The sequence below is a fragment of the Pantoea sp. 1B4 genome, assembly GCF_016925765.1.
Lineage (GTDB): Bacteria > Pseudomonadota > Gammaproteobacteria > Enterobacterales > Enterobacteriaceae > Pantoea > Pantoea agglomerans.
The window spans coordinates 2,105,980-2,129,838 of the sequence record NZ_JAEUWZ010000001.1 but is presented as its reverse complement, the minus strand read 5'-3'; the positions used below and the strand labels follow the sequence as shown (position 1 = coordinate 2,129,838).

Here is a 23,859-nt window from a genome sequence, read left to right as displayed (position 1 = left end):
TAAACCTTTGTCTCTCTGAGGTTTAAAGACCATGAATGAAAGGAGGAGCTATGTCGTCTACCCTACGCGAGCAGAGTCAGGAAGTACTGCAGGTCGACACCAAAAAATATCACATCTTCAGTCTTCCCCATGCTGCTCAACACCTTGGCAATATCGATCGCCTGCCAAAATCCCTCAAGGTCCTGCTGGAAAATTTACTGCGCTATCAGGATGGTGACTCTGTTACGACGGAGGACATCCAGGCGCTGGTTGACTGGCAAAAAGATGCCCACGCCGATCGTGAAATTGCCTACCGGCCAGCCCGTGTATTGATGCAGGACTTTACTGGCGTGCCTGCGGTAGTCGACCTTGCTGCGATGCGAGAAGCAGTGAATCGGCTAGGCGGCGATGTGGCGAAAGTTAATCCGCTGTCACCGGTTGATCTGGTCATCGACCACTCGGTGACTGTCGACCATTTTGGCAATGATGACGCGTTTGAAGAGAACGTCCGGCTGGAGATGGAGCGAAACCATGAGCGCTACGTCTTTCTCCGCTGGGGCCAGAAAGCGTTTGATAAATTCCGCGTGGTGCCGCCGGGAACCGGTATTTGCCATCAGGTGAACCTGGAATATCTCGGCAAGGCAATCTGGCATGAAACCGTTGATGGTGAAGAGTATGCCTGGCCCGATACGCTGGTCGGTACGGACTCTCACACCACCATGATCAACGCGCTTGGCGTGCTGGGATGGGGAGTAGGGGGGAATCGAAGCCGAAGCCGCCATGCTCGGTCAGCCTGTCTCAATGCTTATCCCGGATGTGGTGGGTTTCAAACTTACCGGCAAATTGCGGGCCGGCATTACGGCAACCGACCTCGTGTTAACCGTCACCCAGATGCTGCGTAAGCACGGCGTTGTCGGTAAATTCGTTGAATTTTACGGTGATGGCCTGGCCGATCTGCCGCTGGCAGACCGCGCGACCATCGCCAATATGGCACCGGAATATGGCGCAACCTGCGGATTCTTCCCGGTTGATGACGTCACGCTGAGCTACATGACCCTGACCGGACGCGATGCCGAACAGGTAGCGTTAGTGGAAGCCTATGCCAAAGCGCAGGGTCTGTGGCGCAACCCTGGCGATGAGCCGCGTTTTACCAGCACTCTGGCGCTGGATATGAATGAGGTGGAATCGAGTCTCGCGGGACCAAAACGTCCGCAGGATCGGGTGTCGCTGGGCGATGTGCCCGCCGCGTTTGATGCCAGCAACGAGCTGGAAGTGAATCAGGCGCAGAAACCCCATAAAATCGTTGAGTATACCGACAGTGATACCGGTCTGACGCATAAGCTGACCGATGGAGCGGTGGTGATCAGTGCGATTACCTCCTGTACTAACACTTCCAACCCCAGCGTCTTAATGGCGGCCGGTTTACTGGCGAAGAAAGCGGTCGAGCGGGGTCTGAAACGTCAGCCTTGGGTCAAAGCCTCACTGGCACCCGGTTCTAAAGTGGTCTCAGACTACCTGGCCGTCGCGCAACTGACCTCTTATCTCGACGAGCTCGGCTTCAATCTGGTTGGTTATGGTTGCACCACCTGTATCGGTAACTCCGGCCCGCTGAAAGATGAGATCGAGTCTGCGATCAAAGCAGGCGACCTTACAGTAGGTGCTGTGCTGTCCGGCAACCGCAACTTTGAAGGCCGTATTCATCCGCTGATTAAAACCAACTGGCTGGCGTCGCCGCCGCTGGTGGTGGCCTATGCGCTGGCGGGTAACATGAAGATCAACCTGCAGACCGAGCCGCTGGGCCACGATCGTCAGGGCCAGCCGGTCTACCTGAAAGATATCTGGCCTTCGCCGGAAGAGATCGCTACGGCCGTGCAGCAGGTCACCAGCGACATGTTCCATAAAGAGTACGCTGAAGTCTTCGACGGTACGCCAGAGTGGCAGGAGATTAAGGTGAGTGAAGCCGCGACTTACGACTGGGATGAGGGATCGACTTACATTCGTCTGTCGCCTTTCTTTGACGATATGGAGAAAGAGCCTAAGCCGGTGCAGGATATTCGCGGTGCGCGGGTGCTGGCCATGCTGGGCGACTCGGTTACCACTGACCATATCTCACCGGCGGGCAGCATTAAAGCGGAAAGTCCGGCCGGCCGGTATCTGCTGTCACACGGCGTGGAGCGTACAGACTTTAACTCCTATGGTTCGCGTCGCGGTAACCATGAAGTGATGATGCGCGGCACGTTCGCCAACATCCGTATCCGTAATGAAATGGTGCCCGGCGTGGAGGGCGGTTATACCCGACACTACCCAAGTGGCGAACAGCTGGCCATCTATGATGCGGCAATGAAATATCAGGCGGAAGGCGTGCCGCTGGCGGTCATCGCGGGTCTTGAGTATGGCTCTGGTTCAAGTCGCGACTGGGCGGCGAAAGGACCACGTCTGCAGGGGGGTCAGGGTAGTAATTGCGGAATCTTTTGAGCGTATTCACCGCTCAAACCTGATTGGGATGGGCATCCTGCCACTGGAGTTTCCGCAGGGCGTGACCCGCAAAAGCCTGGGGCTGACCGGTGAGGAGCGCATTGACGTGGAAAATCTTCAGGCACTGACGCCTGGCTGCAGCGTTAAAGTGACGCTGACCCGTGCTGACGGCAGTAAGGAAGAGCTGGACACCCGCTGTCGCATCGATACCGGTAATGAGCTGACCTATTACCGCAATGACGGCATCCTGCACTACGTTATCCGCAATATGCTGGACTGAAAAAAAAGCCGGGGAAACCCGGCTTTTTTTATGTAGCTTACAACGTCTGTAATAAGAAGCTGTGAGACCGTGGCTGCACAGGGAGCACGGTCAGATCGGAAAGACGCAAAAGCCGTGATCCATGACATGCCCGGCCCGCGCAATTACGCACCTCATCCCTGAGGTGCGCCCGTACCGGGCCAACGCTTTGCGTTGTTCAAAAACGCTCCCGGCGTTTTTATCCGGGCGGCGGGACGCTTTCTTCTTCTGACCGTGCCCCCTGCGCGTTGAGCTAATCCGTTGCTTGAGGATTCTCTCAGATTGGGCTTCTTCAAGGGTCAGATGCCAGTGAATCCCAGCTTATTTATGACTTCGGCAGCAGATGCCCCATCTTTTCCGCTTTCGTATCCAGATAGTGCGCATTCTTCGGATTACGTCCCACGACCAGCGGCACGCGTTCAACAATGTTGATACCGGCTTCGCTGAGGATCTCCACTTTACGCGGGTTATTGGTCAGCAGTCGCACTTCATTGACGCCCAGCAGTTTGAACATATCGGCGCACAGCGTGAAGTCGCGCTCATCGGCGGCAAAGCCCAGCTGATGGTTCGCTTCTACCGTGTCATACCCTTTGTCCTGCAACGCATAGGCGCGGATCTTATTCAGCAGACCGATGTTACGGCCTTCCTGACGGTGATAGAGCAGTGCGCCGCGACCCTCTTCTGCGATGGCATTGAGGGCGGCTTCCAGCTGAAAACCACAGTCGCAACGCAGGCTGAAGAGTGCATCGCCGGTCAGGCATTCAGAGTGAACGCGCGCCAGTACCGGCTCGTTATCATTAATATCGCCAAAAACCAGTGCAACGTGGTCATGTCCGGTTGCCAGTTCTTCAAAACCAACCATCAGGAAATCTCCCCATGGCGTGGGCAGTTTGGCTTCTGCCACCCGTTTAAGCTGCATGTGACTCTCCAGAACCTTCAGAGGATGCACTATCATCATGATAGTGCACAGGCCAGTGTGGCCCGACAAACGTGCAATATTGTGCCACAACCCGCAAGCGGGCTGGTAATCTCTGATACCAATTGCAGTGATAAAGCACAATTATCCAATCGGCAACGGTTATGTTATTCTTTTTTAAGCTAAAGTTATGCAATTGCTCTCTTTTGACGCCGGGATAAGGGAAGAGGATGTTTAAGATTTCACGTCGTACCACCTTTGGAATGCTGCTGCTGCTGATCATGCCGGTTGCAGTCTGGCTGAGCGGCTGGCGCTGGCAACCAGGTGAAAGCAATGCGCTGCTGAAAGGTCTCTTCTGGATGACCGAGACCGTCACCAACCCCTGGGGCATTGTTACCAGCGTCATGCTGAGTGCCTGGATGCTCTGGTGCCTGCGCTTTCGGCTGAAGCCAGCCATCCTGCTGCTGCTGATCATGAACGCCACCATTCTGGCCGGGCAATACACCAAATCCTATATCAAAGAGCAGATTCAGGAGCCGCGTCCCTATGTGATCTGGCTGGAACAGCATCACGGGCTGGATGAAAAGACCTTCTACGAGCTGAAGCGCAAACAGCGTGGCGAGATGGTAACCTCACTGATTGCCGATGAGACACAGATCCCCGGCTGGCTGAAACGGCACTGGGCGTTTGAAACCGGTTTCGCGTTCCCGTCGGGACATACTATGTTTGCCGCCAGCTGGGCGCTGCTGGCATTGGGTCTGCTCTGGCCGCGTCGGCACTATAAAACCGTGGTGGTGATCTTTCTGTGGGCCACTGGCGTAATGGCGAGTCGTCTGCTGCTGGGCATGCACTGGCCACGGGATCTGGCGATGGCAACCATACTTTCCTGGCTACTGGTCACCATTGCCACCTGGCTGGCGCAGCGATTCTGTGGCCCGCTGACGCTGCCGCCGGAAGAGCAAAAAGAGGTGGCGCAGCGGGAGCCCTGATTGTAATTCACCCGTAAGACCCCATATTATTAGACGGGCCTGCGTAAAAGCGACCCGCCCGATGCTGCTGGGAGCAGCATTTTTGCTGGAGTTTTGGCATAATTCTACCCGACAACCTCACAACAGGATGCACTGTGAAATATTTGCTGATTTTTTTAGTGGTACTGGTCATTTTCATTATTTCCGTCACCCTGGGTGCGCATAACGATCAGGTCATTACATTTAACTATCTGCTGGCGCAGGGTGAGTTCAGCATCTCGACCTTACTGGCATCCCTGTTTGGCGCAGGTTTCGTGCTTGGCTGGATCATCTGCGGTCTGTTCTGGTTACGGACCCGCGTCTCCCTGGCGAATGCCAACCGGAAAATTAAGCGTATGCAGACCCAAATCGAGCAGAGTACTACCCTGGCGACCACGCCATCTTCTCCGGCTGGCCGGGAATAATCCCTGATGCATGAATTGCTGTTTCTGTTACTGCCGGTGGCGGCAGCGTATGGCTGGTATATGGGCCGTCGCAGCGCGCATCAGGATAAGCAACAGGAAGCCAACCGACTGTCACGTGAATATGTCGCTGGCGTAAACTTCCTGCTCTCCAATCAGCAGGACAAAGCGGTCGACCTCTTCCTTGAGATGCTGAAAGAGGACAGCGGTACGGTTGAAGCACACCTGACGCTGGGCAATCTGTTCCGTTCGCGCGGGGAAGTCGACCGCGCCATCCGCATCCATCAGGCTTTAATGGAAAGCGCCTCCCTGAGCTATGAGCAGCGACTGCTCGCCGTACAGCAACTGGGCCGCGACTATATGGCGGCGGGCTTATATGACCGCGCGGAAGACATGTTTAAGCAGCTCACCGATGAAACTGACTTTCGGGTGGGTGCGCTGCAGCAACTGCTGCTGATCCACCAGGCAACCAGCGACTGGCAGCAGGCGATTGAAGTCGCAGAGCGGCTGGTTAAGCTTGGCAAAGAGAAGCAGAAAGGCGAAATAGCCCACTTCTACTGCGAGCTGGCTCTGCAGGCGATGAGCAGCGACGATCTCGATCGTGCCATGAGCCTGCTGAAGAAAGGGGAGTCGGCCGATCGCAACAGCGCACGTATCTCGATCATGATGGGCCGTATCCTGATGGAAAAAGGGGATTACGCCAAAGCGGTGGGCCATCTGCAGCGGGTGCTGGACCAGGATAAAGAGCTGGTGAGTGAAACGCTGGGGATGCTGGAGACCTGTTTCCAGCAGCTCAATCAGCCCGACGCCTGGTCAGAGTTTCTTCATCGCTGTGTTGAAGAGAACACCGGCGCGGCTGCGGAGCTCTATCTGTCTGACATCCTTGAGCAGCAGCAGGGGCCCGAAGCGGCCCAGAATTACATCAGCCGTCAGCTGCAGCGTCATCCTACCATGCGGGTGTTCCACCGCCTGATGGATTTAAACCTGCATGAGGCGGAAGATGGCCGGGCGAAAGAGAGCCTGATGGTGTTGCGCGACATGGTTGGCGAACAGATCCGCACCAAGCCGCGCTATCGCTGCCAGAAGTGTGGCTTTACCGCCCACGCACTCTACTGGCACTGCCCATCCTGCCGCACCTGGTCTTCAGTTAAGCCCATCCGTGGCCTCGACGGCCAGTAAACCGGCCGTTACAGCTGCACTGTTAATAGCCCATTATAGTTACAACATACTATAAGGCGGGTTAGCTTACAGACCTCAGCGACAGTGCATAATTTGCCAGGCAGGAGGGCAATGGCGATTGTGATGGTCAGACACCGCAGGTAGAATGCTTGCCGTTTGTCTATTGCGCCTGCGGGCGCCTGTTGCAGAGGAAATGCCATGCCTTCACCCCACAACGTGACCGCTTCGCCGATTCTGGTAGCGCTGGATTATCATGACCTCGACAGCGCACTGCGTTTCGTCGACCAGATCGATCCCCGCAGTTGCCGCCTAAAAGTGGGCAAAGAGATGTTTACGCTATTTGGCCCCTCGCTGGTTAACACTCTGCAGCAGCGCGGCTTTGAAATCTTCCTCGATCTTAAATTCCACGATATTCCCAACACCACCGCTCATGCCGTGGCGGCCGCTGCCGATCTCGGGGTCTGGATGGTCAACGTCCATGCCAGTGGCGGGGCTCGGATGATGAACGCGGCGCGTGAGGCGCTGCTTCCCTTTGGGAAAGAGGCGCCCCTGCTCATTGCGGTGACTGTACTGACCAGTATGGATGCAGAGGATCTCAAAGGGCTGGGCATTACGCTTTCGCCTGCCGAACAGGCAGAGCGACTGGCGAAGCTGACACTGTCGTGCGGGCTGGATGGTGTGGTCTGTTCCGCCCATGAGGCTGTCCGCTTCAAACAGGTTTTAGGTCAGGAGTTTGCGCTGGTTACGCCGGGGATTCGCCCGGCAGGCAGTGATGTAGGCGATCAGCGTCGCATCATGACACCTGAGCAGGCGAAGCAGGCGGGTGTGGACTATATGGTTATCGGGCGTCCGATCACCCAATCCGCCGATCCTGCCGCCACTCTGCAGGCGATCCTGCACAGTCTGGAGACACAATAATGGCGAAGGATAATCCACTGGTTTACTCAACCGACAGCGGGCGCATTACCCAGCCGGAGCCAGCGAAGGATCAGCCAAAAGGGGATGGCATTGTGCGCATCCAGCGTCAGACCAGTGGTCGCAAGGGAAAAGGCGTCTGTCTGATCACCGGTATCGACCTGGACGACGCGGCATTGACGCTGCTGGCGGCCGAACTCAAAAAGAAGTGCGGCTGCGGGGGTTCGGTGAAAGAGGGTGTTATCGAGATTCAGGGGGGATAAGCGCGATTTACTGAAAAGCCTGCTGGAAGCCAAAGGCATGAAGGTCAAACTGGCGGGTGGCTGAAAAAAAATCGGGCTACCGAAGTAGCCCGATTGTTGTGTAGATGCTTAGCGTAGCCGATTATTCTTTTAATAAGGTCTTTAGTGGACCTGATGACCGATAATACCACCGACAGCGGCGCCACCGACTGTGCCGAGTGCGCTACCATTGGTCAATACTGAACCCCCAATCGCACCCGCGCCCGCGCCAATAGCGGTGTTGCGGTCACGTTTAGACCAGTTAGAACAGCCGCTCAGTGCAACAGCTAACGTGGTCGCCAGTACAACGGCAGTGATTCGTTTCATTGTTGTTGTCATACACTTCTCCTTTGATGTGCTCACAGAGGCAACACTCTTAGTATAGCTCCGATATTTCCTCAGCCCGCTTGTGTCGCATCATTGCCGCATCCGTGTCGGCATGGAAATGTGATCACCATGGACAAACCGTTTGTAGCGAGAGAGTCACAATGCAAGCCCGACAGGGCCACGCATTGCCTGAGAGGATTCTAAGCGTTCTGGTTAAATTCCGAAGATAGAAAATTCTGAAATCACGACACATTTTTGCATTCACAGCCATTCCTTCTGCGTTTATAGCCATTTGCTCCATAACCCTTTCGCGTCCGACTCCGCAAAATTCAGGGACGATTGTCAGCAGGAGAAAATAGATGCTGGAACACCTGAAACAACAGGTTCTGGAAGCGAATCTGGATCTACCCAAATACAACCTGGTGACCTTCACCTGGGGCAATGTCAGCGCTGTTGATCGCGAACAGGGTTTGCTGGTGATTAAACCTTCCGGCGTGCGCTATGAAGTGATGAAGCGCGACGACATGGTCGTGGTCGATCTGGCGAGTGGCGACGTGGTGGAAGGGGATAAACGCCCCTCATCGGACACGGCGACGCACCGCGCGCTTTACCTCGCCTGGCCGGAGGTGGGTGGCATTGTCCATACCCATTCGCGGCATGCGACCATCTGGGCCCAGGCAGGACGACCGATTCCTGCCTGGGGAACCACCCACGCCGATGACTTCTATGGTGAGATCCCCTGTACCCGGTCGATGCGCAATGAAGAGATTCAGCACGACTACGAGTGGAACACCGGTGAGGTAATTATCGAAACTTTTGCGCAACGCGGGTTGTCTCCTTCGGCAATCCCGGCGGTACTGGTCAACTCTCATGGCCCGTTTGCCTGGGGGAAAGACGCCCACGCTGCGGTGCACAGCGCGGTTGTGCTGGAGGAGGTGGCGTATATGGGCCTGTTTAGCCAGCAGCTGACCGCTAATCTGCCGCCGATTAACCAGACGCTGCTTGACCTGCACTACCTGCGAAAGCATGGCGAGAACGCCTGGTACGGGCAAAAATAGCGAGCGGGACGCCACGGCGTCCCATTTTTTTAGTCTCATCTGAGACTGGTATGGCGATCTCCATCATAGTTATCAAAACAACAGGTCATTAAAAATAAAACAGCGTTTCATTTTATCGAGGCGATCACTGTTTTGATTACCTCAAGTCACTACTTTGCTTGCATCGCCTTCGGGCACTTCCTGCTCCATCCTCTGGCATAGCAAAGGTGACATCCATATGCATATCAAACGTGCAATAGACAAAATTCCGGGCGGTATGATGCTCATTCCGCTCTTTATCGGCGCACTCTGTCATACGTTTTCTCCAGGCGCCGGAAAATATTTCGGTTCTTTCACCAACGGCCTGATGACCGGTACGGTGCCCATTCTGGCCGTCTGGTTTTTCTGTATGGGCGCGTCGATTAAACTCAGCGCCACCGGGACGGTACTGCGTAAATCGGGCACGCTGGTGCTTACCAAGATTGCCGTCGCCTGGGTTGTGGCTGCCATCGCCTCTCGGGTGATGCCGGAGAATGGCGTAGAAGTAGGGATGTTTGCCGGGTTATCGACGCTGGCGCTGGTGGCTGCCATGGATATGACCAATGGCGGCCTTTATGCCTCGATCATGCAGCAATATGGTTCCAAAGAGGAGGCGGGTGCGTTTGTGCTGATGTCTCTGGAGTCCGGGCCATTAATGACCATGGTTATCCTGGGCACCGCCGGCATCGCCTCATTCGAGCCGCACGTGTTTGTGGGGGCGGTCCTGCCGTTTATTGTGGGATTTGCATTAGGGAATCTTGATCCGGAGCTGCGCGACTTCTTCGGAAAAGCGGTCCATACGCTGATTCCTTTCTTCGCCTTTGCTCTGGGTAACACCATTAACCTGGGTGTCATTGCGGAAACCGGACTGCTGGGCATCATGCTGGGCGTGTCGGTGATCATCATTACAGGTATCCCACTCATTCTGACCGATCGACTGATTGGGGGCGGGGATGGCACGGCTGGCATAGCTGCATCCAGTACGGCAGGCGCAGCGGTGGCGACACCGGTGCTGATTGCCGAGATGCTGCCGCAGTTTAAACCGATTGCCCCTGCTGCCACGGCGCTGGTGGCAACGTCCGTGATTGTGACCTCCGTGCTGGTGCCGATCATCACGGCCATCTATTCAAAACGTGTTAAGCGTCTTCATGTTGCCGTGGAGCAGCGTGCCGCTATTAAGTAACCCGCCTAATCAATCCCCGACGCGCGAGTCGGGGATCACTCTGGATTTTGTGTTGTAAATCAATCTCTCATTTGGTCTGGCCTCACTCTGCATTACGCTGATGTGGCGTATTTAACGCATCAAATATAAACAGAGGATGAGACAATGACAGTTATTAACCAAGCAACGTGCAGATTATTTACCGAAGTCGGCAACACCACGCAGTTAGTCGCCTATTACGAAGAAGGGCGTCGTACTATGTGGATGATGTTGCGTGCACAGCCCCGTCCGAGCTTCAACCATGAACTGATTGAGGAGATCATGAATCTGAGCTACGCCGCTCAGCGTTCCGGTCTGCCGATCGACTTCTGGGTTACCGGCTCTCTGGTGCCACAGATGTTCAACGCCGGTGGCGATCTGCGCTTCTTTGTCGAGTGCATTCGCAATAACCGCCGTGAGGCGCTGCGGGCCTATGCCCGTGCCTGCGTTGACTGCATCCATTCGGCAGCACGGGGGTTTGATACCGGCGCGGTGACGCTGGCGATGATTGAGGGCAGTGCCTTAGGCGGCGGATTCGAAGCGGCGCTGGCGCATCACTTCATTCTGGCGCAGAACAACGCGCGGATGGGCTTTCCGGAAATTGCTTTTAACCTCTTTCCCGGCATGGGCGGCTACTCACTGGTCGCGCGTCGTTCCGGCATGAAACTGGCAGAGGAGTTAATTTGTGAAGGGGAGTCCCACAGCGCAGAGTGGTATGAAACGCGCGGACTGGTGGATAAAGTCTTCCAGCCTGGCGACAGTTACCGCGCCACCCGCACCTTTATCGATACGTTACGTCCTAAACTCAATGGCGTGCGGGCTATGCTGAAAGCGCGTCAGCGCGTGCTGCAATTGTCACGCGCTGAGCTGATGGATATTACCGAAGATTGGGTCGATTACGCCTTTACCATCGAACCTAAAGACATTGCTTACATGGAACGCCTGGTTCAGTTACAAAACCGCCACAGCGCATCACTGCGTAAAGCGGGTTAATCTGAATTAGCGTTAAACGCGGGCAGGATGCTTAGCCAGCCAATGCCCAAACTGTTCCGCGGGCATTGGTTTTGCGTAGTAGTAGCCCTGACGCCCATCGACACCACTGTTAAGGACAAACTTCTCTTCATCCGGGGTCTCAATACCCTCTGCAATCACCTGCAAATCGAGCGCCTTGGCGACGGCGACAATAGCTCGTACCAGCGATTGTGAGACGGGCTGTTTATTAATATCGCGGATAAAGCTTTGGTCGAGCTTGATGGCATTGATCGGCACTCGTGCGAGCTGAGAAAGCGATGAGTAACCCGTGCCGAAGTCATCCAGATGAACCTGTGCGCCCAGCTCCTGAAACTGCTTCATCAGCCGCAGGGCTTCAGCTTCATTCTCTATCAGGCAGCTTTCTGTGAGCTCAATATCGATAGGACAGTCGGTGATATTCGCCTCATGCAGTGCCTGTTTCAGGTCAGTATAGATGCTTTGATCAATCAGCTGACGTGCCGACACGTTGACGGCGACGCGCAGAAAAATGCCCTGCTGGCGCCAGACGATAATCTGTTTCAGCACATTGAGCATGACCCAGCGTCCCAGCGGCACAATCAGTCCCGACTCTTCGGCGTAGGGAATGAAATCAGCAGGGGAGACCAGGCCGCGCTCGGGTGAGTTCCAGCGTACCAGCGCTTCGGCGCTGCGGACTTCACCATCACTGTCGATTTTCGGCTGGTAATGCACCAGCAGGTGATCCAGCTCCAGCGCTTTACGCAGATTGGTATCCAGCCACAGGTACTCAAAGACCCGCTGGTTCATCTCTGCCGCGAAGACACAGAACTTGCCACGACCGTTCTCTTTGGCGTGATACATCGCGGTGTCAGCATTGCGAATAAGGCTCTCGCGATCTTCACCATGCAGCGGCGCGAAAGCTATCCCGATAGAGCAGCCGCTGTACACTTCGATTAGTCCGATACGGAAAGGCTGACGCAGGCGCTCAAGAATGCGGGAGGACATCGCCTCCAGCGCAGCCTGGCTGGTGTGCTCAGCCAGCACCACAAACTCATCGCCACCCAGCCGGCCCAGGGTCTGGTCTTTACCCAGACAGCTAAGAATCGCCAGTGATACCGCCTGCAGTAACTGATCGCCGAACATATGACCGTAGGCGTCGTTCACTTTTTTGAAATTATCGAGATCGAGGTAGACCACGCCGGTCTCATCGCGCTCAGATCGCTCCAGCGCCAGGCTAATCTGTTGATGAATTGCGTTGCGATTAGGCAAACCGGTCACCGTATCGGTGTTTGCCAGCACCCGCAGGCGTTCCTGGGCGCGTCGCTCCTCGGTTATGTCGGTGCCAGAACAGATGAGGAAAATTTCATTTTTGCCACTGCCGCTGTGAACAAACTTATTACGAAACAGAAACAGTCGCTGACCTTTTTTGGTTTTAACCCAGCGCTCTACTTCATAGGAGTTACCGTCACGGAAGAAGCCCGCAATGTTGCGTCGTGACTGAGAAGCCTCCTGTTTGGTCATAAAAAAGCTGAAAGACGTTACGGCCAATAACCTCATGCTCATTCAGACCGGTATATTCTTCACTAAGACGGTTAAAACGCTGAATATTGCCGCGCTGATCGAGGATCACAATCACCGAGTTGGCTTCAGAAACCACCTGTTCGGCGAATGAAAGACCCAGGGTTAAGTCGCGGGCGACTGCTGAGGTATCGCCCCAGGCAGAAGCGGTTCCTGCCCAGGTCGCCTGGTTCACTTTGCGTCCGACAAAATGCATCGGAACATCAATGCCCTGCAGCGTCATGGTCAGATTGATGCTTGAAGTGATGACCGGCATCGCGCGTATCATGGCTGCCTGGCCGGGGGTTAACGGCAGGGCGATATTAGTTTGTGACGACTCATCTTCGGCAAAATGCAACGCATCGCTGTCCGCGGTCAGACGCCAATGAGGGCTGGTTGTACCGAAAAGGGTGTACAACAACGTTTGCCCTTGTTCATCGGTCATGGAAACTTCCTCCGGGAAGTGCTCTGCAGGCGTTATCTCATTATTTTAGCAACAGTATTCATCATCTGACGCCAGCACAAGATGCAAACCGAATATATTTTCCCATCCAGATAAGAATGGCACAAAAAAAGCCCCGACGGTGCGGGGCTGTTTAGTGCGGTCAGCAGGGACATTTACCCAGTTTGCCTGCCTGGCTGGGGAAGCGGGCATCCAGACAATAACGGTGGAAATCGCGCTCATTCATCGGCGCCTGATCGGGATGATGGAGTCGCATATGCTGCAGATATTTTTGATAATCCTGCACCCCGACCATTAAGCGAAAACACTGTTGCAGGCCGCTCCAGAATCCCCGCCAGCTGAATGTCTGTGGCTGTGGGGCGGCGGCAGGCTGGCAGCGGATAATCTGCCACTCTCCCTGCGGACGCCGGGACTGATGAATAGCATCAGACATGACGCACCTCCTTGTTGCGCAGCGTCACAACGGACTCATGCGTAGTAGGAAGATCGCTGCGCAGCGCCCGGCGAATGACAAAGAACGCAGAGATCAGCATCGTGACCGCCACCAGCATAAAGAAGGCGCACAGGGCCGCGTTAATCTGATTGCTGAAGACGATGGTCTGCATATCCGCCACGCTTTTTGCCGGGGCGATGATCACGCCTTCATCCAGCCCTTTGCGGAACTTATTCGCCTGCGCCAGGAAGCCAATCGACGGTTTTTCATGGAAGATTTTCTGCCAGCCTGCGGTCATCGAGGTGATAAACAGCCAGACAGTTGGCAGGATAGTCACCCAGGCGTAACGCTGCTTTTTCATTTTGAACAGCACAACGGTGCCGAGGATCAGCGCCATGGACGCCAGCATCTGATTGCCGATACCAAACAGTGGCCACAGAGTGTTAATGCCGCCGAGCGGATCGACCACGCCCTGATAGACAAAGAAGCCCCAGCCCGCCACCGCCACGGTCGTGCCGGCCATATTGCCCAGCCAGGAGCGGTTATTCGCCATTGAAGGCACCACGGTGCCTGCCAGATCCTGCACCATAAAGCGGCAGGCGCGGGTACCGGCATCGACCGCCGTCAGAATGAACAGCGCTTCAAACAGGATGGCGAAGTGATACCAGAACGCCATCATCGCCCGGCTGTTAAAGATCTCGGTAATGATGTGGGCCATTCCCACCGCGAAGGTTGGCGCGCCGCCTGCGCGGGACAGGATCGAGCCTTCACCCACGTCACGGGCGATGCCGCTCAGCATTTCCGGCGTGACGACAAAGCCCCAGCCGTTGATCACCTGAGAGGCGCTTTCAACGGTGGTACCAATCAGCGCAGCCGGGGAGTTCATGGCAAAGTAGACGCCCGGATCGAGTACCGAGGCACAAATCAGCGCCATGATCGCCACAAAGGATTCCATCAGCATCGCGCCATAGCCAATAAAGCGGATATGACTTTCCCGCTCCACCAGTTTTGGCGTGGTGCCGCTGGAGACCAGCGCATGGAAGCCGGAGATGGCGCCGCAGGCAATAGTAATAAACAGGAACGGGAACATCGCGCCGGAGAAGACCGGGCCGGTACCGTCGATAAATTTGGTGACCGCCGGCATTTTCATCTCTGGCATGGCAAAGACAATCCCCACCGCCAGCCCGACAATCACGCCGATTTTAAGAAAGGTCGAAAGGTAGTCACGCGGAGCCAGCAGCAGCCAGACCGGCAGCACGGAGGCAATAAAGCCGTAGATCACCAGCACCCAGGTCAGTGAGGTGCCTTTCAGGGTAAAGAAGGGCCCCCCAGTAAGGATGCTGGGCTACGTCACCACCATAGATAATCGCCGCCATCATCAGCACAAAGCCAATCAGTGAAACTTCGGCGATTTTACCGGGCCGGATAAAGCGCATGTAGACGCCCATAAACAGCGCAATCGGAATGGTGGCCGCGATGGTAAACAGTCCCCACGGACTGTTCGCCAGCGCCTTGACCACCACCAGCGCCAGCGCCGACAGGATAATGATCATGACGCCCAGCGCGCCGAGCATGGTTACCACACCGGCAAACGCACCCAGCTCCTGTCGTGCCATCTCGCCCAGTGAACGGCCATCACGACGGGTTGAGATAAACAGGATCAGGAAATCCTGTACCGCACCCGCCAGCATCACCCCGACCAGGATCCAGATGGTGCCCGGCAGAAAGCCCATCTGCGCCGCCAGAATCGGACCCACCAGCGGGCCGGCACCGGCTATAGCCGCGAAGTGGTGGCCAAACAGCACCCATTTATTGGTCGGGACATAATCGAGCCCGTCGCTCAGCCGCTCGGCAGGCGTCATCCGGCGGTCGTCCAGTTCGAAAATATTGCGGGCGATAAACAGGCTGTAGAAGCGATAAGCGATGCTGTAACAGGCGACAGCGGCTATCACCAGCCAGACTGCGTTGACGTGTTCGCCGCGGCTGAGGGCCAGCATGGCGAAAGCGCCCGCGCCGATTAACGCCACCACTAACCAGATCGCACTGGTTTTGACGTTTTTCATGACTAACTCCTTGTGAGGACCGAGAGGAAAGCGATCGAAAACAACGAGTCAAACTTAATGTAATGGAATGTAAGTGAAAGTTAATCAGTGGAGAAGTGTGAAGCGGGGTACAAATTTAACTTTTTTGCAATGCGGGCGGGGCGGAAACAGGCGGGATAACCGGAGTTATCCCGCCCGATTGACTGCTCAGAACATCACTACTCAGACGGCGGGACGCGCCACGACGCTGCGGGTTTCCATGCGGACTTCGGCGATAGTGACATCAATCACATCGGTCACACGGTAAACCACTTCGCCTTTGATCTGAACGCTGCCATTTTCCTGGCTGCAGACCAGCTCATCACGCACCGCGTGAATGAACGGCGCCGGGATAAAGGCGACCGCGCCAAACTCCAGCAGGCGAACACGCATGCCACCACGTGACACATCGATAATCTCGGCGCTGAAGCGACGGTCGGTTGCTGCAAACGGCGCCAGATAACGGGCGTAGAGCCAGTCGCCAACATCACGTTCCGCCATGCGGTTCAGGCGGCGGCGCTCACTCATCGTCACCGTCAGCGCATCATCCGGACGAGCGATCTGCTCACCGCGAATAATCGCTTTCAGCAGACGATGGTTGACCATGTCACCGAACTTACGAATCGGTGAGGTCCATGTGGCGTAAGCCTCAAGTCCCAGGCCAAAGTGCGGGCCAGGCTCGGTGCTGATCTCAGCGAAGGTCTGGAAGCGACGGATCCGGCTGTCGAGGAACTGGGTCGGCTGGGCATCAAGCTCACGACGCAGCACGCGGAAACCTTCCAGCGTGGTGATCGCCTGCGCATCCACGGTAATACCATGGTTGGCCAGCACGGCCGCGGCCTGTTCAGCATTGGTGGCATCGAAACCGGCATGGACGTTGTAGATACCAAAACCGAGACGGTCACGCAGCACTTTCGCCGCGCAGACGTTGGCCAGAATCATAGACTCTTCGACAATGCGGTTAGCGATGCGGCGCGGTTCAGCCACAATCTCCAGCACTTCACCTTTTTCACCCAGCAGGAAGCGGTAATCCGGGCGATCTTTAAACACCAGCGCGTGAGTCTGACGCCACTCGCTGCGCGCCAGGCAGAGGCGATGCAGCAGGCGAATCTGTTCAGCAATCGCCTCACTTTCCGGCTGCCATGCGCCGCTGTTTTCCAGCCAGTCAGAGACGTCGTCATACGCCAGCTTGGCTTTGGATTCGATCCACGCGGCAAAGAACTCAACGTCATCACCTAAACTGCCATCGGCTGCCACGGTCACGCGGCAGGCCAGGGCCGGACGGCGCACATTGGGGCGCAGCGAGCAGACATCATCAGAGAGTTCGCGCGGCAGCATCGGAATGTTAAAGCCCGGCAGGTAGTTGGTAAACGCACGCTGCGCCGCCAGCTTATCGAGCTGACTGCCTTCCGGCACATAGGCGGTAGGGTCGGCGATAGCGATGGTCAGACGCAGGGCGCCATCGTCCAGGGACTCCACAAAGAGCGCATCATCCATATCCTGGGTGCTGGCGCTGTCGATGGTAACGAAATCCAGCGCGGTCAGATCTTCACGCGTCAGATTTTCATCCAGCATCTCGCCAAAACTGACATCGGGCGCTTCACGCTCAAGGTTATGACGCGACAGCGTCACCCACCACGGCGCCAGATGGTCATCAGCTTTGACAATAAAATCGGTGAGTTCGGCATAAAAGCCGCGATCGCCTTTTAGCGGATGGCGACGCATCTCCGCCACGGCCCAGTCACCATTTTCAAACTCATGGCTGACATCGCGCGCAGGGCGACACTGGATCGCATCCTTCAGCAGGGGATGATCCGGCACAATAGACAGGCGATCGTCTTTCTTCTGTACCCGGCCAACAAAGCGGCTCAGGAACGGCTCAACCAGGGTTTCCGGCTCAGCGCTTTCGCGATCTTTATCGCTGTGGATCACGGCGGTGATGCGATCGCCGTGCATCACTTTCTTCATCTGCGGTGGTGGAATGAAGTAACTTTTTTGCGCATCGACTTCCAGAAAGCCGAAGCCTTTTTCAGTGCCTTTTACGACGCCTTCAGCACGAGGCGTTTGCGAATGGAGCTTCTCTTTCAGCTGCGCGAGCAGCGGGTTATCCTGGAACATAATTTTTACGTTTCGTTGGCTGATTGCGGCTGACAGTTTTACGCGAATCGACGTCGCGCGGCAAGGCAAAAAGCCGGACGAGCCGGCTTTTTAGGGGGGAGTGAAGGGCTGTCAGGCGATGCGCTGATCGGCCAGTGCCTCAGAAAGTTCCAGCTTCACCGGCACCGATTTAGAGGTCGGTGTACCACTGTCATCACCAAAGCTGTTCAGCGGCACCAGCGGGTTGGTTTCCGGATAATAGGCAGCCAGGTTACCGCGCGGAATATTGTAGGGAACCAGTTTGAATCCGCTGACGCGACGGGTAATGCCATCATTCCACAGCGTTTCGATATCGACATTCTGGCCTTCGGTAAAGCCCAGGTCTGCCATATCGTCCGGGTTGATGAACACCACTTCACGCTGACCAAACACGCCACGGTAACGGTCATCGAGGCCGTAAATGGTGGTGTTGTACTGGTCGTGCGAACGCAGTGTCTGCAGGGTAAAAGGCACGTCCTGATCAAGATTCGGGAACAGTGAGGTCGGCAGCGCTGAGGCGTTAAATTCCGCTTTCTGGCTCGGGGTATAGAAGCGCAACTCGGCTGCTGCGTTGCCCAGATAGAAACCGCCCGGGATGTCACATTTGGCGTTAAAGTCGGCAAAGCCCGGGATCGTCGCGGCGATATGCTCACGGATCAGGTTATAATCACCCGCCAGCTCGCGCCATTTCACTTTTTCATCACCCAGCACCGCCTCAGCGATACCGGCAACAATCCAGGTCTCTGAACGCTGTGTTTCCGCCAGCGGAATACCGATCCCTTCAGAGGCGTGCACCATGCTGAAAGAGTCTTCCACGGTAATAAACTGATTGCCGGTGGCCTGCAGATCGCGCTCGGTGCGGCCCAGCGTCGGCAGAATCAGCCCATCGTGACCCGGCACCAGATGGCTGCGGTTCAGTTTGGTGCTGATATGCACGGTCAGACCACAGCGTGACATCGCCTCTTCGGTGCGCGGTGAGTCGGGTGCGGCCGCCGCAAGGTTGCCACCCAGCGCGATCAGCACTTTCACTTCATCACGCAGCATGGCGTTCAGCGCTTCCACGGTGTTGTGGCCTGCCGCACGCGGGGGGCTCGAAATTGAAATGATTCCCCAGCGCATCCAGGAAGGCTTTCGCCGGTTTCTCATCGATGCCCATGGTGCGGTTGCCCTGCACATTACTGTGACCACGAACCGGGCAGAGGCCTGCGCCTTTTTTTACCCAGCTGGCCAAACAGCAACTGCAGGTTGGTGATCTCGCGCACCGTGTCGACAGAGTGTTTGTGCTGGGTGATACCCATCGCCCAGGTACAGATCACCCGGTCAGCGCTCTGGTAGATCGCCGCGGCTTCACGGATCTGCGCCTGCGTCAGGCCCGACTGCGCCACAATCTGCATCCAGCTGGTGTTATCCACGGCGTCGAGATACGCCTCAATGCCGTTGGTTTTAGCATTGATAAAGGTCTGATCGAACAGGCCGCTTTCGCCAGCCGCCAGACGCGCGCGGTGGGTTTCCAGCAGGGATTTCACCATGCCGCGCACCGCTGCCATATCACCGCCCAGGTTCGGCTGGTAATAGGAGGAGCTGATGTTGCCCGCTTTCGAAGTCACCACTTCCAGCGGTTTCTGCGGATCGGCAAAACGTTCCAGACCGCGTTCACGCAGGGTATTAAAGGTGACGATTTTCGCACCGTGATCGGCAGCGTGACGCAGGCTGTGCAGCATACGCGGATGGTTAGTGCCGGGATTCTGACCGAAGACAAAAATGGCATCTGCGTGGTCGAAATCATCCAGACGAATGGTGCCTTTACCGACGCCAATGCTGCGCTTCAGGCCGGTGCCGCTGGCTTCGTGGCACATATTGGAGCAGTCAGGGAAGTTATTGGTCCCCATCAGGCGACCAAACAGCTGATAGAGCCAGGAGGCTTCATTGCTGGCGCGACCGGAGGTGTAAAGCTCCATCTGATCCGGATGATCCATCGCCTTGATGTGCTGCGCGATCAGCGCAAACGCATCATCCCAGCTGATGGGCTCGTAGTGGTCGGTTTCCGCGTTGTAGCGCAGCGGATGAGTCAGACGTCCCTGATACTCCAGGAAGTAGTCACTCTGAGTATAGAGCGTGGTTACGCTGTGTTTGGCGAAAAAGTCGGTGTCGACCATCCGGCGTGTCGCTTCCCAGGTCACCGCTTTGGCGCCATTCTCGCAGAAGCTGAAGGTACTTTTATTGTCATCACCCCAGGCGCAGCCTGGACAGTCAAAACCGCGTGCTTTGTTCATGCGCATCAGGTTGCGCATATTTTTCAGGGCCGCTTTGCTGTCAAGAACGAAACGCGTGGTGGCTTCCAGTGAACCCCAGCCGCCCGCTGCCGCGCGATAGGGTTTGATTTGGCGTTTAAATTTCATATTGAGTGCAGGCTTTTTATAGTAGGAATTATTGTTTGGTGTTTGTTATCAGGTTATATCCTGATGGTGAAAGGAAGTCTGCAGCTATCCTCATACCTTGTCTAATTGATTGACTTAATGGTGCGATAGCTGGCGTTTATCGTGCATAAGCCAGAAATGTGATGCTGGTCAGATTTTACCCGCCTTTAACCTGCTGATAACGGGAGTTCTCCCGACAACAGGCTAATACTTGCTGTTCACAATCAGAGAGGGCACGACTCCATGAAACAGCTGACCAGCCAGATCCATGCATTTGGCAAAGCGTTGATGATGCCAATCTCGGTCATCGCTGCCGCAGGTATCTTCCTTGGGCTGGCGGCGGCCATGCAGAACCCGGCGGTCACCGGCGATGCCTTTGCGCAGATGCAGGTGCCGCAGTTAATTATCGGCTTTATTCGCAAGGTTGCCGGAGCGCTATTCGCTAATCTGCCGGTCTTCTTTGCGGTAGCGAGTACCATCGGACTGGCGAAAGCGGAAAAACCTACCGCCGCCTTTGCCGCGGTGATTGGCTATATCGTGATGAACGTTGGTATCAGCGCGACGCTGGCGGCCAAGGGGATCACCGCCGCCACCACCACACCTGCAGCCCTGCAGCAGGCGGGGATGGATCAGACCACCGCCATGATGACCTCGGCGGAATATATCAACATGCTGGGCGTCTTTACCTACAACATGAGCGTACTGGGCGGGGTGATTGCCGGACTGGTAACGGTGGCGCTGCACAATCGCTTTTATACCCAGCAATTACCTACCGCGATCAGCTTCTTTGGCGGACGGCGTTTTGTGCCGATTGTGACCGTGGTCTGTCTGCCACTGATTGGGGTATTGCTGGCGCTGATCTGGCCGACCATTGGCGACGGTATCGCCTGGATTGGACAGATGATTGGCAAAAGCGGGCAGTATGGCGCTTTTCTGCTGGGGGCCTTTGAGCGCATCCTGATCCCCACCGGCCTGCATCACATCCTTAACGAAACCGTGCGTTTCACGCCTATTGGCGGCATGGCGGTGGTCGATGGTCAGACCGTTGTTGGTGCACTGAACATCTTCAACGCGTCATTGACTCATCCGGGATCGATCCCCGATGAGACGCTGCGCACCGCCACGCAGTTTCTGGCGCAGGGCAAGATTCCGGTGATGATGTTCGGCCTGCCCGCCGCGGCGCTGGCGATCTATCACACCGCCCGACCCGAGCATAAACAGCGGGTCAAAGCACTGGTCATGGCGGGGGGCGCTGACCTCCTTCACCACCGGCATCACCGAACCGCTGGAGTTCTGCTTTATCTTTGTCTCGCCGGTGCTCTATCTGCTGCACGCTTTCCTGACCGGCCTGTCGTTTATGCTGATGTCGATGCTGCATCTGATGATTGGCAACGTGCAGGGCGGTGTTATCGACCTGGTGGTGTTCGGCATGCTGGGTGGAGCAAAAACCCACTGGTGGTGGACGCTGGCGCTGGGCGTGATCTATGCGCCGATCTACTACTACGCTTTCCGGCTGGTGATCACCCGGATGAATGTTGAAACGCCGGGCCGTGAATCGGAGGATGAGAAACCGCAACAGGTCGCTGCGGATGAACGAACTCAGGTCATTATCAGCGGGCTGGGCGGGCAGGCCAATATCGAGGATGTCGATTGCTGCTTTACCCGGCTGCGCGTGCGGGTCAAAGAGATGAATCAGGTGGTCGATCAGACGCTGATGAGCACCGGTGCCAACGGGGTCAATCGCGTCAGCGAGCACGACATTCAGGTGATCTACGGCCCGCAGGTCGAGAAGATCGCCAACGAGGTAAAAATGGCGCTGGGCGTCGCTTAACGGCAGCCTGTCTCACTCTTCGTCACAACGCTAACCGCCCGACGCCCGTGGGCGGTTAGCGCCTGTTCCCGGAGGCGCTCCGCCCGCTGCCGTCCCGCTTATTGTAACTAAAAAAAAGCCCAGCCCTAATGGGGCGTACCTTTCTGCCGATATAGCGACTAATCCTCTTACTTTTCGGAACACCGCGATGTCGTTAAAAAAAATCCTCCCTGATTATCTTCTCCTTCCTGCTGGCGCTGTTTCTTACCAGCGTGGCAATCAGTACCTGGCTGCTAATTCAGAGCAATCACTCGCTGAATGCGGTTAACAAAGAGATCCGCGTGGTGCTCTCGGTGATTGACCCAATCAACCACAGCCGCACGCTGCGTGTGCGTCTGATGGAGTACATGAAGGAGATTGAGGGCAGTGACGCAAATAATCCCGCCACGCTGGACAGCGTTCGGACCGTGGCCAGCAAAGCGGATGCTGCATTTCAGGCCTATATGAATGCGCCGCGTCTGCCGGGCGAAGAGGCGGAAGCCGACGCCTATAGCCAGGCTTATCAGGCCTATCGTCAGCAGGGTTTACAGCCGTTGATTGAGGCGGCAGAGGCACACGATCAGGTGCGCTTTAAAAATCAGATCGCCACCGTGGTTCGCCTTGATCGTCAGTATGAAATCATTCTGGACCGGGTGCTGGCTCAGCATGAAACCTATGCCAAAAAGCTTAACAGCGATGCACAGAGTCACTTTACCTCCGGCATTACCCTGCTGGGGCTGTTTGGGGTGCTGTTTTTCGCCATCATCGTCGCCATTTACATCTTCATGAAGCGCTATGTGCTTTCGCCGATCAATGATGCGCAGGAACACTGCAAGCTGATTGCGGCGGGCGTCCTGGATACCACGGTGCCGGTCAAAGCCGGTTCGCGCAGTGAAATTCAGTTGCTGATGGGCTCGCTGGAGCAGATGCGCAGCGCGCTGACTGCCATTATTCTCCAGGTGCGCGATTCAACCCGCTCAGTCTCCACCGCCTCTCAGGAGATTGCGGCGGGCAACATCGATCTCGCCTCGCGAACCGAACAGCAGGCTGCCGCGCTGACGGAAACCGCTGCCAGCATGGAGCAGCTGGGCGCAACGGTGAAACAGAACACTGAAAACGTCTTTGAAGCCTGCCGCCTGACCAGTGAAGCGGTGAAAAACGCGGAAAGCGGCGAAAAGGTCTCGCAGGAAGTGGTGACATCGATGGCGCTGATTAATGCCAGCTCGAAGAAGATCGAGGAGATCACCACCGTGATCGACAGCATCGCCTTCCAGACCAATATTCTGGCGCTGAACGCGGCAGTGGAAGCCGCCAGGGCGGGTGAACAGGGTCGCGGTTTTGCGGTGGTGGCAGGGGAAGTCCGTAATCTGGCCCAGCGCAGCGCTACCGCAGCCAAAGAGATTGAGGGGCTGATTGCGGAATCTGTTTCGATCATCCACGCCGGTTCCGATCAGGTCAGCCGGACCGGTGAGGCGATGAGCGCCATTATCTCCTCTGTCAGCCGCGTGAATCTGCTGATGGAGCACATCTCAACCGCTTCTGATGAACAGAGTCGCGGTATCGGTCAGATTGAGCAGGCGGTTACCGAGATGGACAGCGTCACACAGCAGAACTCGGCGCTGGTGCAGGAGTCTGCCGCGGCATCTGCCTCGCTGGAAGAGCAGGTGCAGTATCTGACACAGTCGGTCTCTACCTTCCGTTTGGCAAACAGTTAATCAGGGCTCTCCGCGCTGAGTTTATGCAGCGCGGAGTCCGGAGCCCCGATGCTGAGTAATGCCCGACAGAGAAGGGAGAGTTTGATGCAGTGCCTTGTGGCGCAGGGCTAATCGGCGGATTATAAGGCTTTCCAGTAAATAT

Annotated in this window: 14 protein-coding genes and 5 pseudogenes; 12 read left to right on the top strand and 7 right to left on the bottom strand. The window is 56.2% G+C overall.

Annotated elements, in window-relative coordinates:
• Positions 1-50: 50 nt before the first annotated feature.
• Positions 51-2,734, top strand: a pseudogene (gene acnA / locus JNO11_RS10410) (aconitate hydratase AcnA).
• Positions 2,735-3,077: 343 nt separating this feature from the next.
• On the opposite strand, the gene ribA reads toward acnA, so the two are convergent.
• Positions 3,078-3,671 (bottom strand): GTP cyclohydrolase II, encoded by a 594-nt coding sequence (gene ribA, locus JNO11_RS10405; protein ID WP_010244482.1) that lies wholly within the window; start codon positions 3,669-3,671, stop codon positions 3,078-3,080.
• 227 nt (positions 3,672-3,898) lie between these two features.
• Here ribA and pgpB point away from each other — a divergent pair, with 227 nt between their 5' ends.
• The 5 genes and pseudogenes from pgpB to yciH all read left to right on the top strand — a co-directional run bounded on the left by pgpB (position 3,899) and on the right by yciH (position 7,518).
• Positions 3,899-4,657, top strand: a complete 759-nt coding sequence (gene pgpB, locus JNO11_RS10400; RefSeq protein ID WP_325177280.1) for a phosphatidylglycerophosphatase B — start codon at positions 3,899-3,901, stop codon at positions 4,655-4,657.
• 134 nt (positions 4,658-4,791) lie between these two features.
• Positions 4,792-5,100 (top strand): LapA family protein, encoded by a 309-nt coding sequence (locus JNO11_RS10395; protein WP_010670247.1) that lies wholly within the window; start codon positions 4,792-4,794, stop codon positions 5,098-5,100.
• A 6-nt stretch (positions 5,101-5,106) separates the two neighbouring features.
• Positions 5,107-6,276: a lipopolysaccharide assembly protein LapB gene (lapB, locus tag JNO11_RS10390; RefSeq protein WP_010244490.1), complete on the top strand. Its 1,170-nt coding sequence runs from the start codon at positions 5,107-5,109 to the stop codon at positions 6,274-6,276.
• A gap of 198 nt (positions 6,277-6,474) precedes the next feature.
• Positions 6,475-7,194 carry an orotidine-5'-phosphate decarboxylase gene (gene pyrF / locus JNO11_RS10385; protein WP_325177279.1) on the top strand — a complete coding sequence of 240 codons (720 nt, stop codon included), beginning with the start codon at positions 6,475-6,477 and terminating at the stop codon, positions 7,192-7,194.
• Positions 7,194-7,518: pseudogene (yciH, locus tag JNO11_RS10380) on the top strand (stress response translation initiation inhibitor YciH). Before pyrF ends, yciH begins: the two are co-directional and overlap by 1 nt.
• 77 nt (positions 7,519-7,595) lie before the next feature.
• Here yciH and osmB read toward each other — a convergent pair.
• On the bottom strand, positions 7,596-7,811 hold the full coding sequence (gene osmB, locus JNO11_RS10375) for an osmotically-inducible lipoprotein OsmB (protein WP_003853848.1): 216 nt from the start codon (positions 7,809-7,811) through the stop codon (positions 7,596-7,598).
• Positions 7,812-8,158: 347 nt separating this feature from the next.
• Between osmB and araD the strand changes: the two genes are divergently transcribed.
• The 3 genes from araD (at position 8,159) to JNO11_RS10360 (ending at position 11,069) form a co-directional block, all read left to right on the top strand.
• On the top strand, positions 8,159-8,857 hold the full coding sequence (gene araD / locus JNO11_RS10370) for an L-ribulose-5-phosphate 4-epimerase (RefSeq protein ID WP_010244508.1): 699 nt from the start codon (positions 8,159-8,161) through the stop codon (positions 8,855-8,857).
• A 217-nt stretch (positions 8,858-9,074) separates the two neighbouring features.
• A complete protein-coding gene (gene kdgT, locus JNO11_RS10365; protein WP_010244511.1) occupies positions 9,075-10,058 on the top strand; it encodes a 2-keto-3-deoxygluconate transporter in 984 nt (327 codons plus the stop codon).
• Positions 10,059-10,202: 144 nt separating this feature from the next.
• The gene (locus tag JNO11_RS10360; protein ID WP_003853843.1) at positions 10,203-11,069 is read left to right on the top strand and encodes a crotonase/enoyl-CoA hydratase family protein; all 867 of its coding nucleotides are present in this window, start codon (positions 10,203-10,205) and stop codon (positions 11,067-11,069) included.
• 12 nt (positions 11,070-11,081) lie between these two features.
• Here JNO11_RS10360 and pdeR read toward each other — a convergent pair.
• From pdeR to JNO11_RS10335, 5 genes and pseudogenes are all read right to left on the bottom strand, one after another.
• Positions 11,082-13,068: pseudogene (gene pdeR, locus JNO11_RS10355) on the bottom strand (cyclic di-GMP phosphodiesterase).
• A gap of 160 nt (positions 13,069-13,228) precedes the next feature.
• Positions 13,229-13,519: a CstA-like transporter-associated (seleno)protein gene (locus tag JNO11_RS10350; protein ID WP_325177278.1), complete on the bottom strand. Its 291-nt coding sequence runs from the start codon at positions 13,517-13,519 to the stop codon at positions 13,229-13,231.
• Positions 13,512-15,582: pseudogene (locus JNO11_RS10345) on the bottom strand (carbon starvation CstA family protein). Before JNO11_RS10345 ends, JNO11_RS10350 begins: the two are co-directional and overlap by 8 nt.
• 201 nt (positions 15,583-15,783) lie before the next feature.
• A complete protein-coding gene (locus JNO11_RS10340; protein ID WP_172608358.1) occupies positions 15,784-17,718 on the bottom strand; it encodes an exoribonuclease II in 1,935 nt (644 codons plus the stop codon).
• 111 nt (positions 17,719-17,829) lie between these two features.
• Positions 17,830-20,135 (bottom strand): annotated as a pseudogene (locus JNO11_RS10335) (FdhF/YdeP family oxidoreductase).
• 261 nt (positions 20,136-20,396) lie between these two features.
• Between JNO11_RS10335 and JNO11_RS10330 the strand changes: the two are divergent.
• The 3 genes from JNO11_RS10330 to JNO11_RS10325 all read left to right on the top strand — a co-directional run bounded on the left by JNO11_RS10330 (position 20,397) and on the right by JNO11_RS10325 (position 23,717).
• Positions 20,397-21,692, top strand: a complete 1,296-nt coding sequence (locus JNO11_RS10330) for a PTS transporter subunit EIIC (RefSeq protein ID WP_346267490.1) — start codon at positions 20,397-20,399, stop codon at positions 21,690-21,692.
• Entirely contained in the window at positions 21,583-21,984 is a 402-nt protein-coding gene (locus tag JNO11_RS24800) for a glucose PTS transporter subunit EIIB (RefSeq protein ID WP_346267489.1), read from the top strand. Before JNO11_RS10330 ends, JNO11_RS24800 begins: the two co-directional genes overlap by 110 nt.
• 209 nt (positions 21,985-22,193) lie before the next feature.
• Positions 22,194-23,717 (top strand): methyl-accepting chemotaxis protein, encoded by a 1,524-nt coding sequence (locus JNO11_RS10325; protein WP_346267497.1) that lies wholly within the window; start codon positions 22,194-22,196, stop codon positions 23,715-23,717.
• Positions 23,718-23,859 lie beyond the last annotated feature (142 nt).

What these genes read in the sequence shown, in the direction of transcription:
- JNO11_RS10330 (WP_346267490.1), top strand. Translation starts at nt 20,397, where the DNA reads ATGAAACAGCTGACCAGCCAGATCCATGCATTTGGCAAAGCGTTGATG.
- JNO11_RS10350 (WP_325177278.1), bottom strand. Translation starts at nt 13,519, where the DNA reads ATGTCTGATGCTATTCATCAGTCCCGGCGTCCGCAGGGAGAGTGGCAG.
- pgpB (WP_325177280.1), top strand. Translation starts at nt 3,899, where the DNA reads ATGTTTAAGATTTCACGTCGTACCACCTTTGGAATGCTGCTGCTGCTG.
- ribA (WP_010244482.1), bottom strand. Translation starts at nt 3,671, where the DNA reads ATGCAGCTTAAACGGGTGGCAGAAGCCAAACTGCCCACGCCATGGGGA.
- araD (WP_010244508.1), top strand. Translation starts at nt 8,159, where the DNA reads ATGCTGGAACACCTGAAACAACAGGTTCTGGAAGCGAATCTGGATCTA.
- JNO11_RS24800 (WP_346267489.1), top strand. Translation starts at nt 21,583, where the DNA reads ATGCTGGGTGGAGCAAAAACCCACTGGTGGTGGACGCTGGCGCTGGGC.
- pyrF (WP_325177279.1), top strand. Translation starts at nt 6,475, where the DNA reads ATGCCTTCACCCCACAACGTGACCGCTTCGCCGATTCTGGTAGCGCTG.
- lapB (WP_010244490.1), top strand. Translation starts at nt 5,107, where the DNA reads ATGCATGAATTGCTGTTTCTGTTACTGCCGGTGGCGGCAGCGTATGGC.
- osmB (WP_003853848.1), bottom strand. Translation starts at nt 7,811, where the DNA reads ATGACAACAACAATGAAACGAATCACTGCCGTTGTACTGGCGACCACG.
- JNO11_RS10340 (WP_172608358.1), bottom strand. Translation starts at nt 17,718, where the DNA reads ATGTTCCAGGATAACCCGCTGCTCGCGCAGCTGAAAGAGAAGCTCCAT.
- JNO11_RS10360 (WP_003853843.1), top strand. Translation starts at nt 10,203, where the DNA reads ATGACAGTTATTAACCAAGCAACGTGCAGATTATTTACCGAAGTCGGC.
- kdgT (WP_010244511.1), top strand. Translation starts at nt 9,075, where the DNA reads ATGCATATCAAACGTGCAATAGACAAAATTCCGGGCGGTATGATGCTC.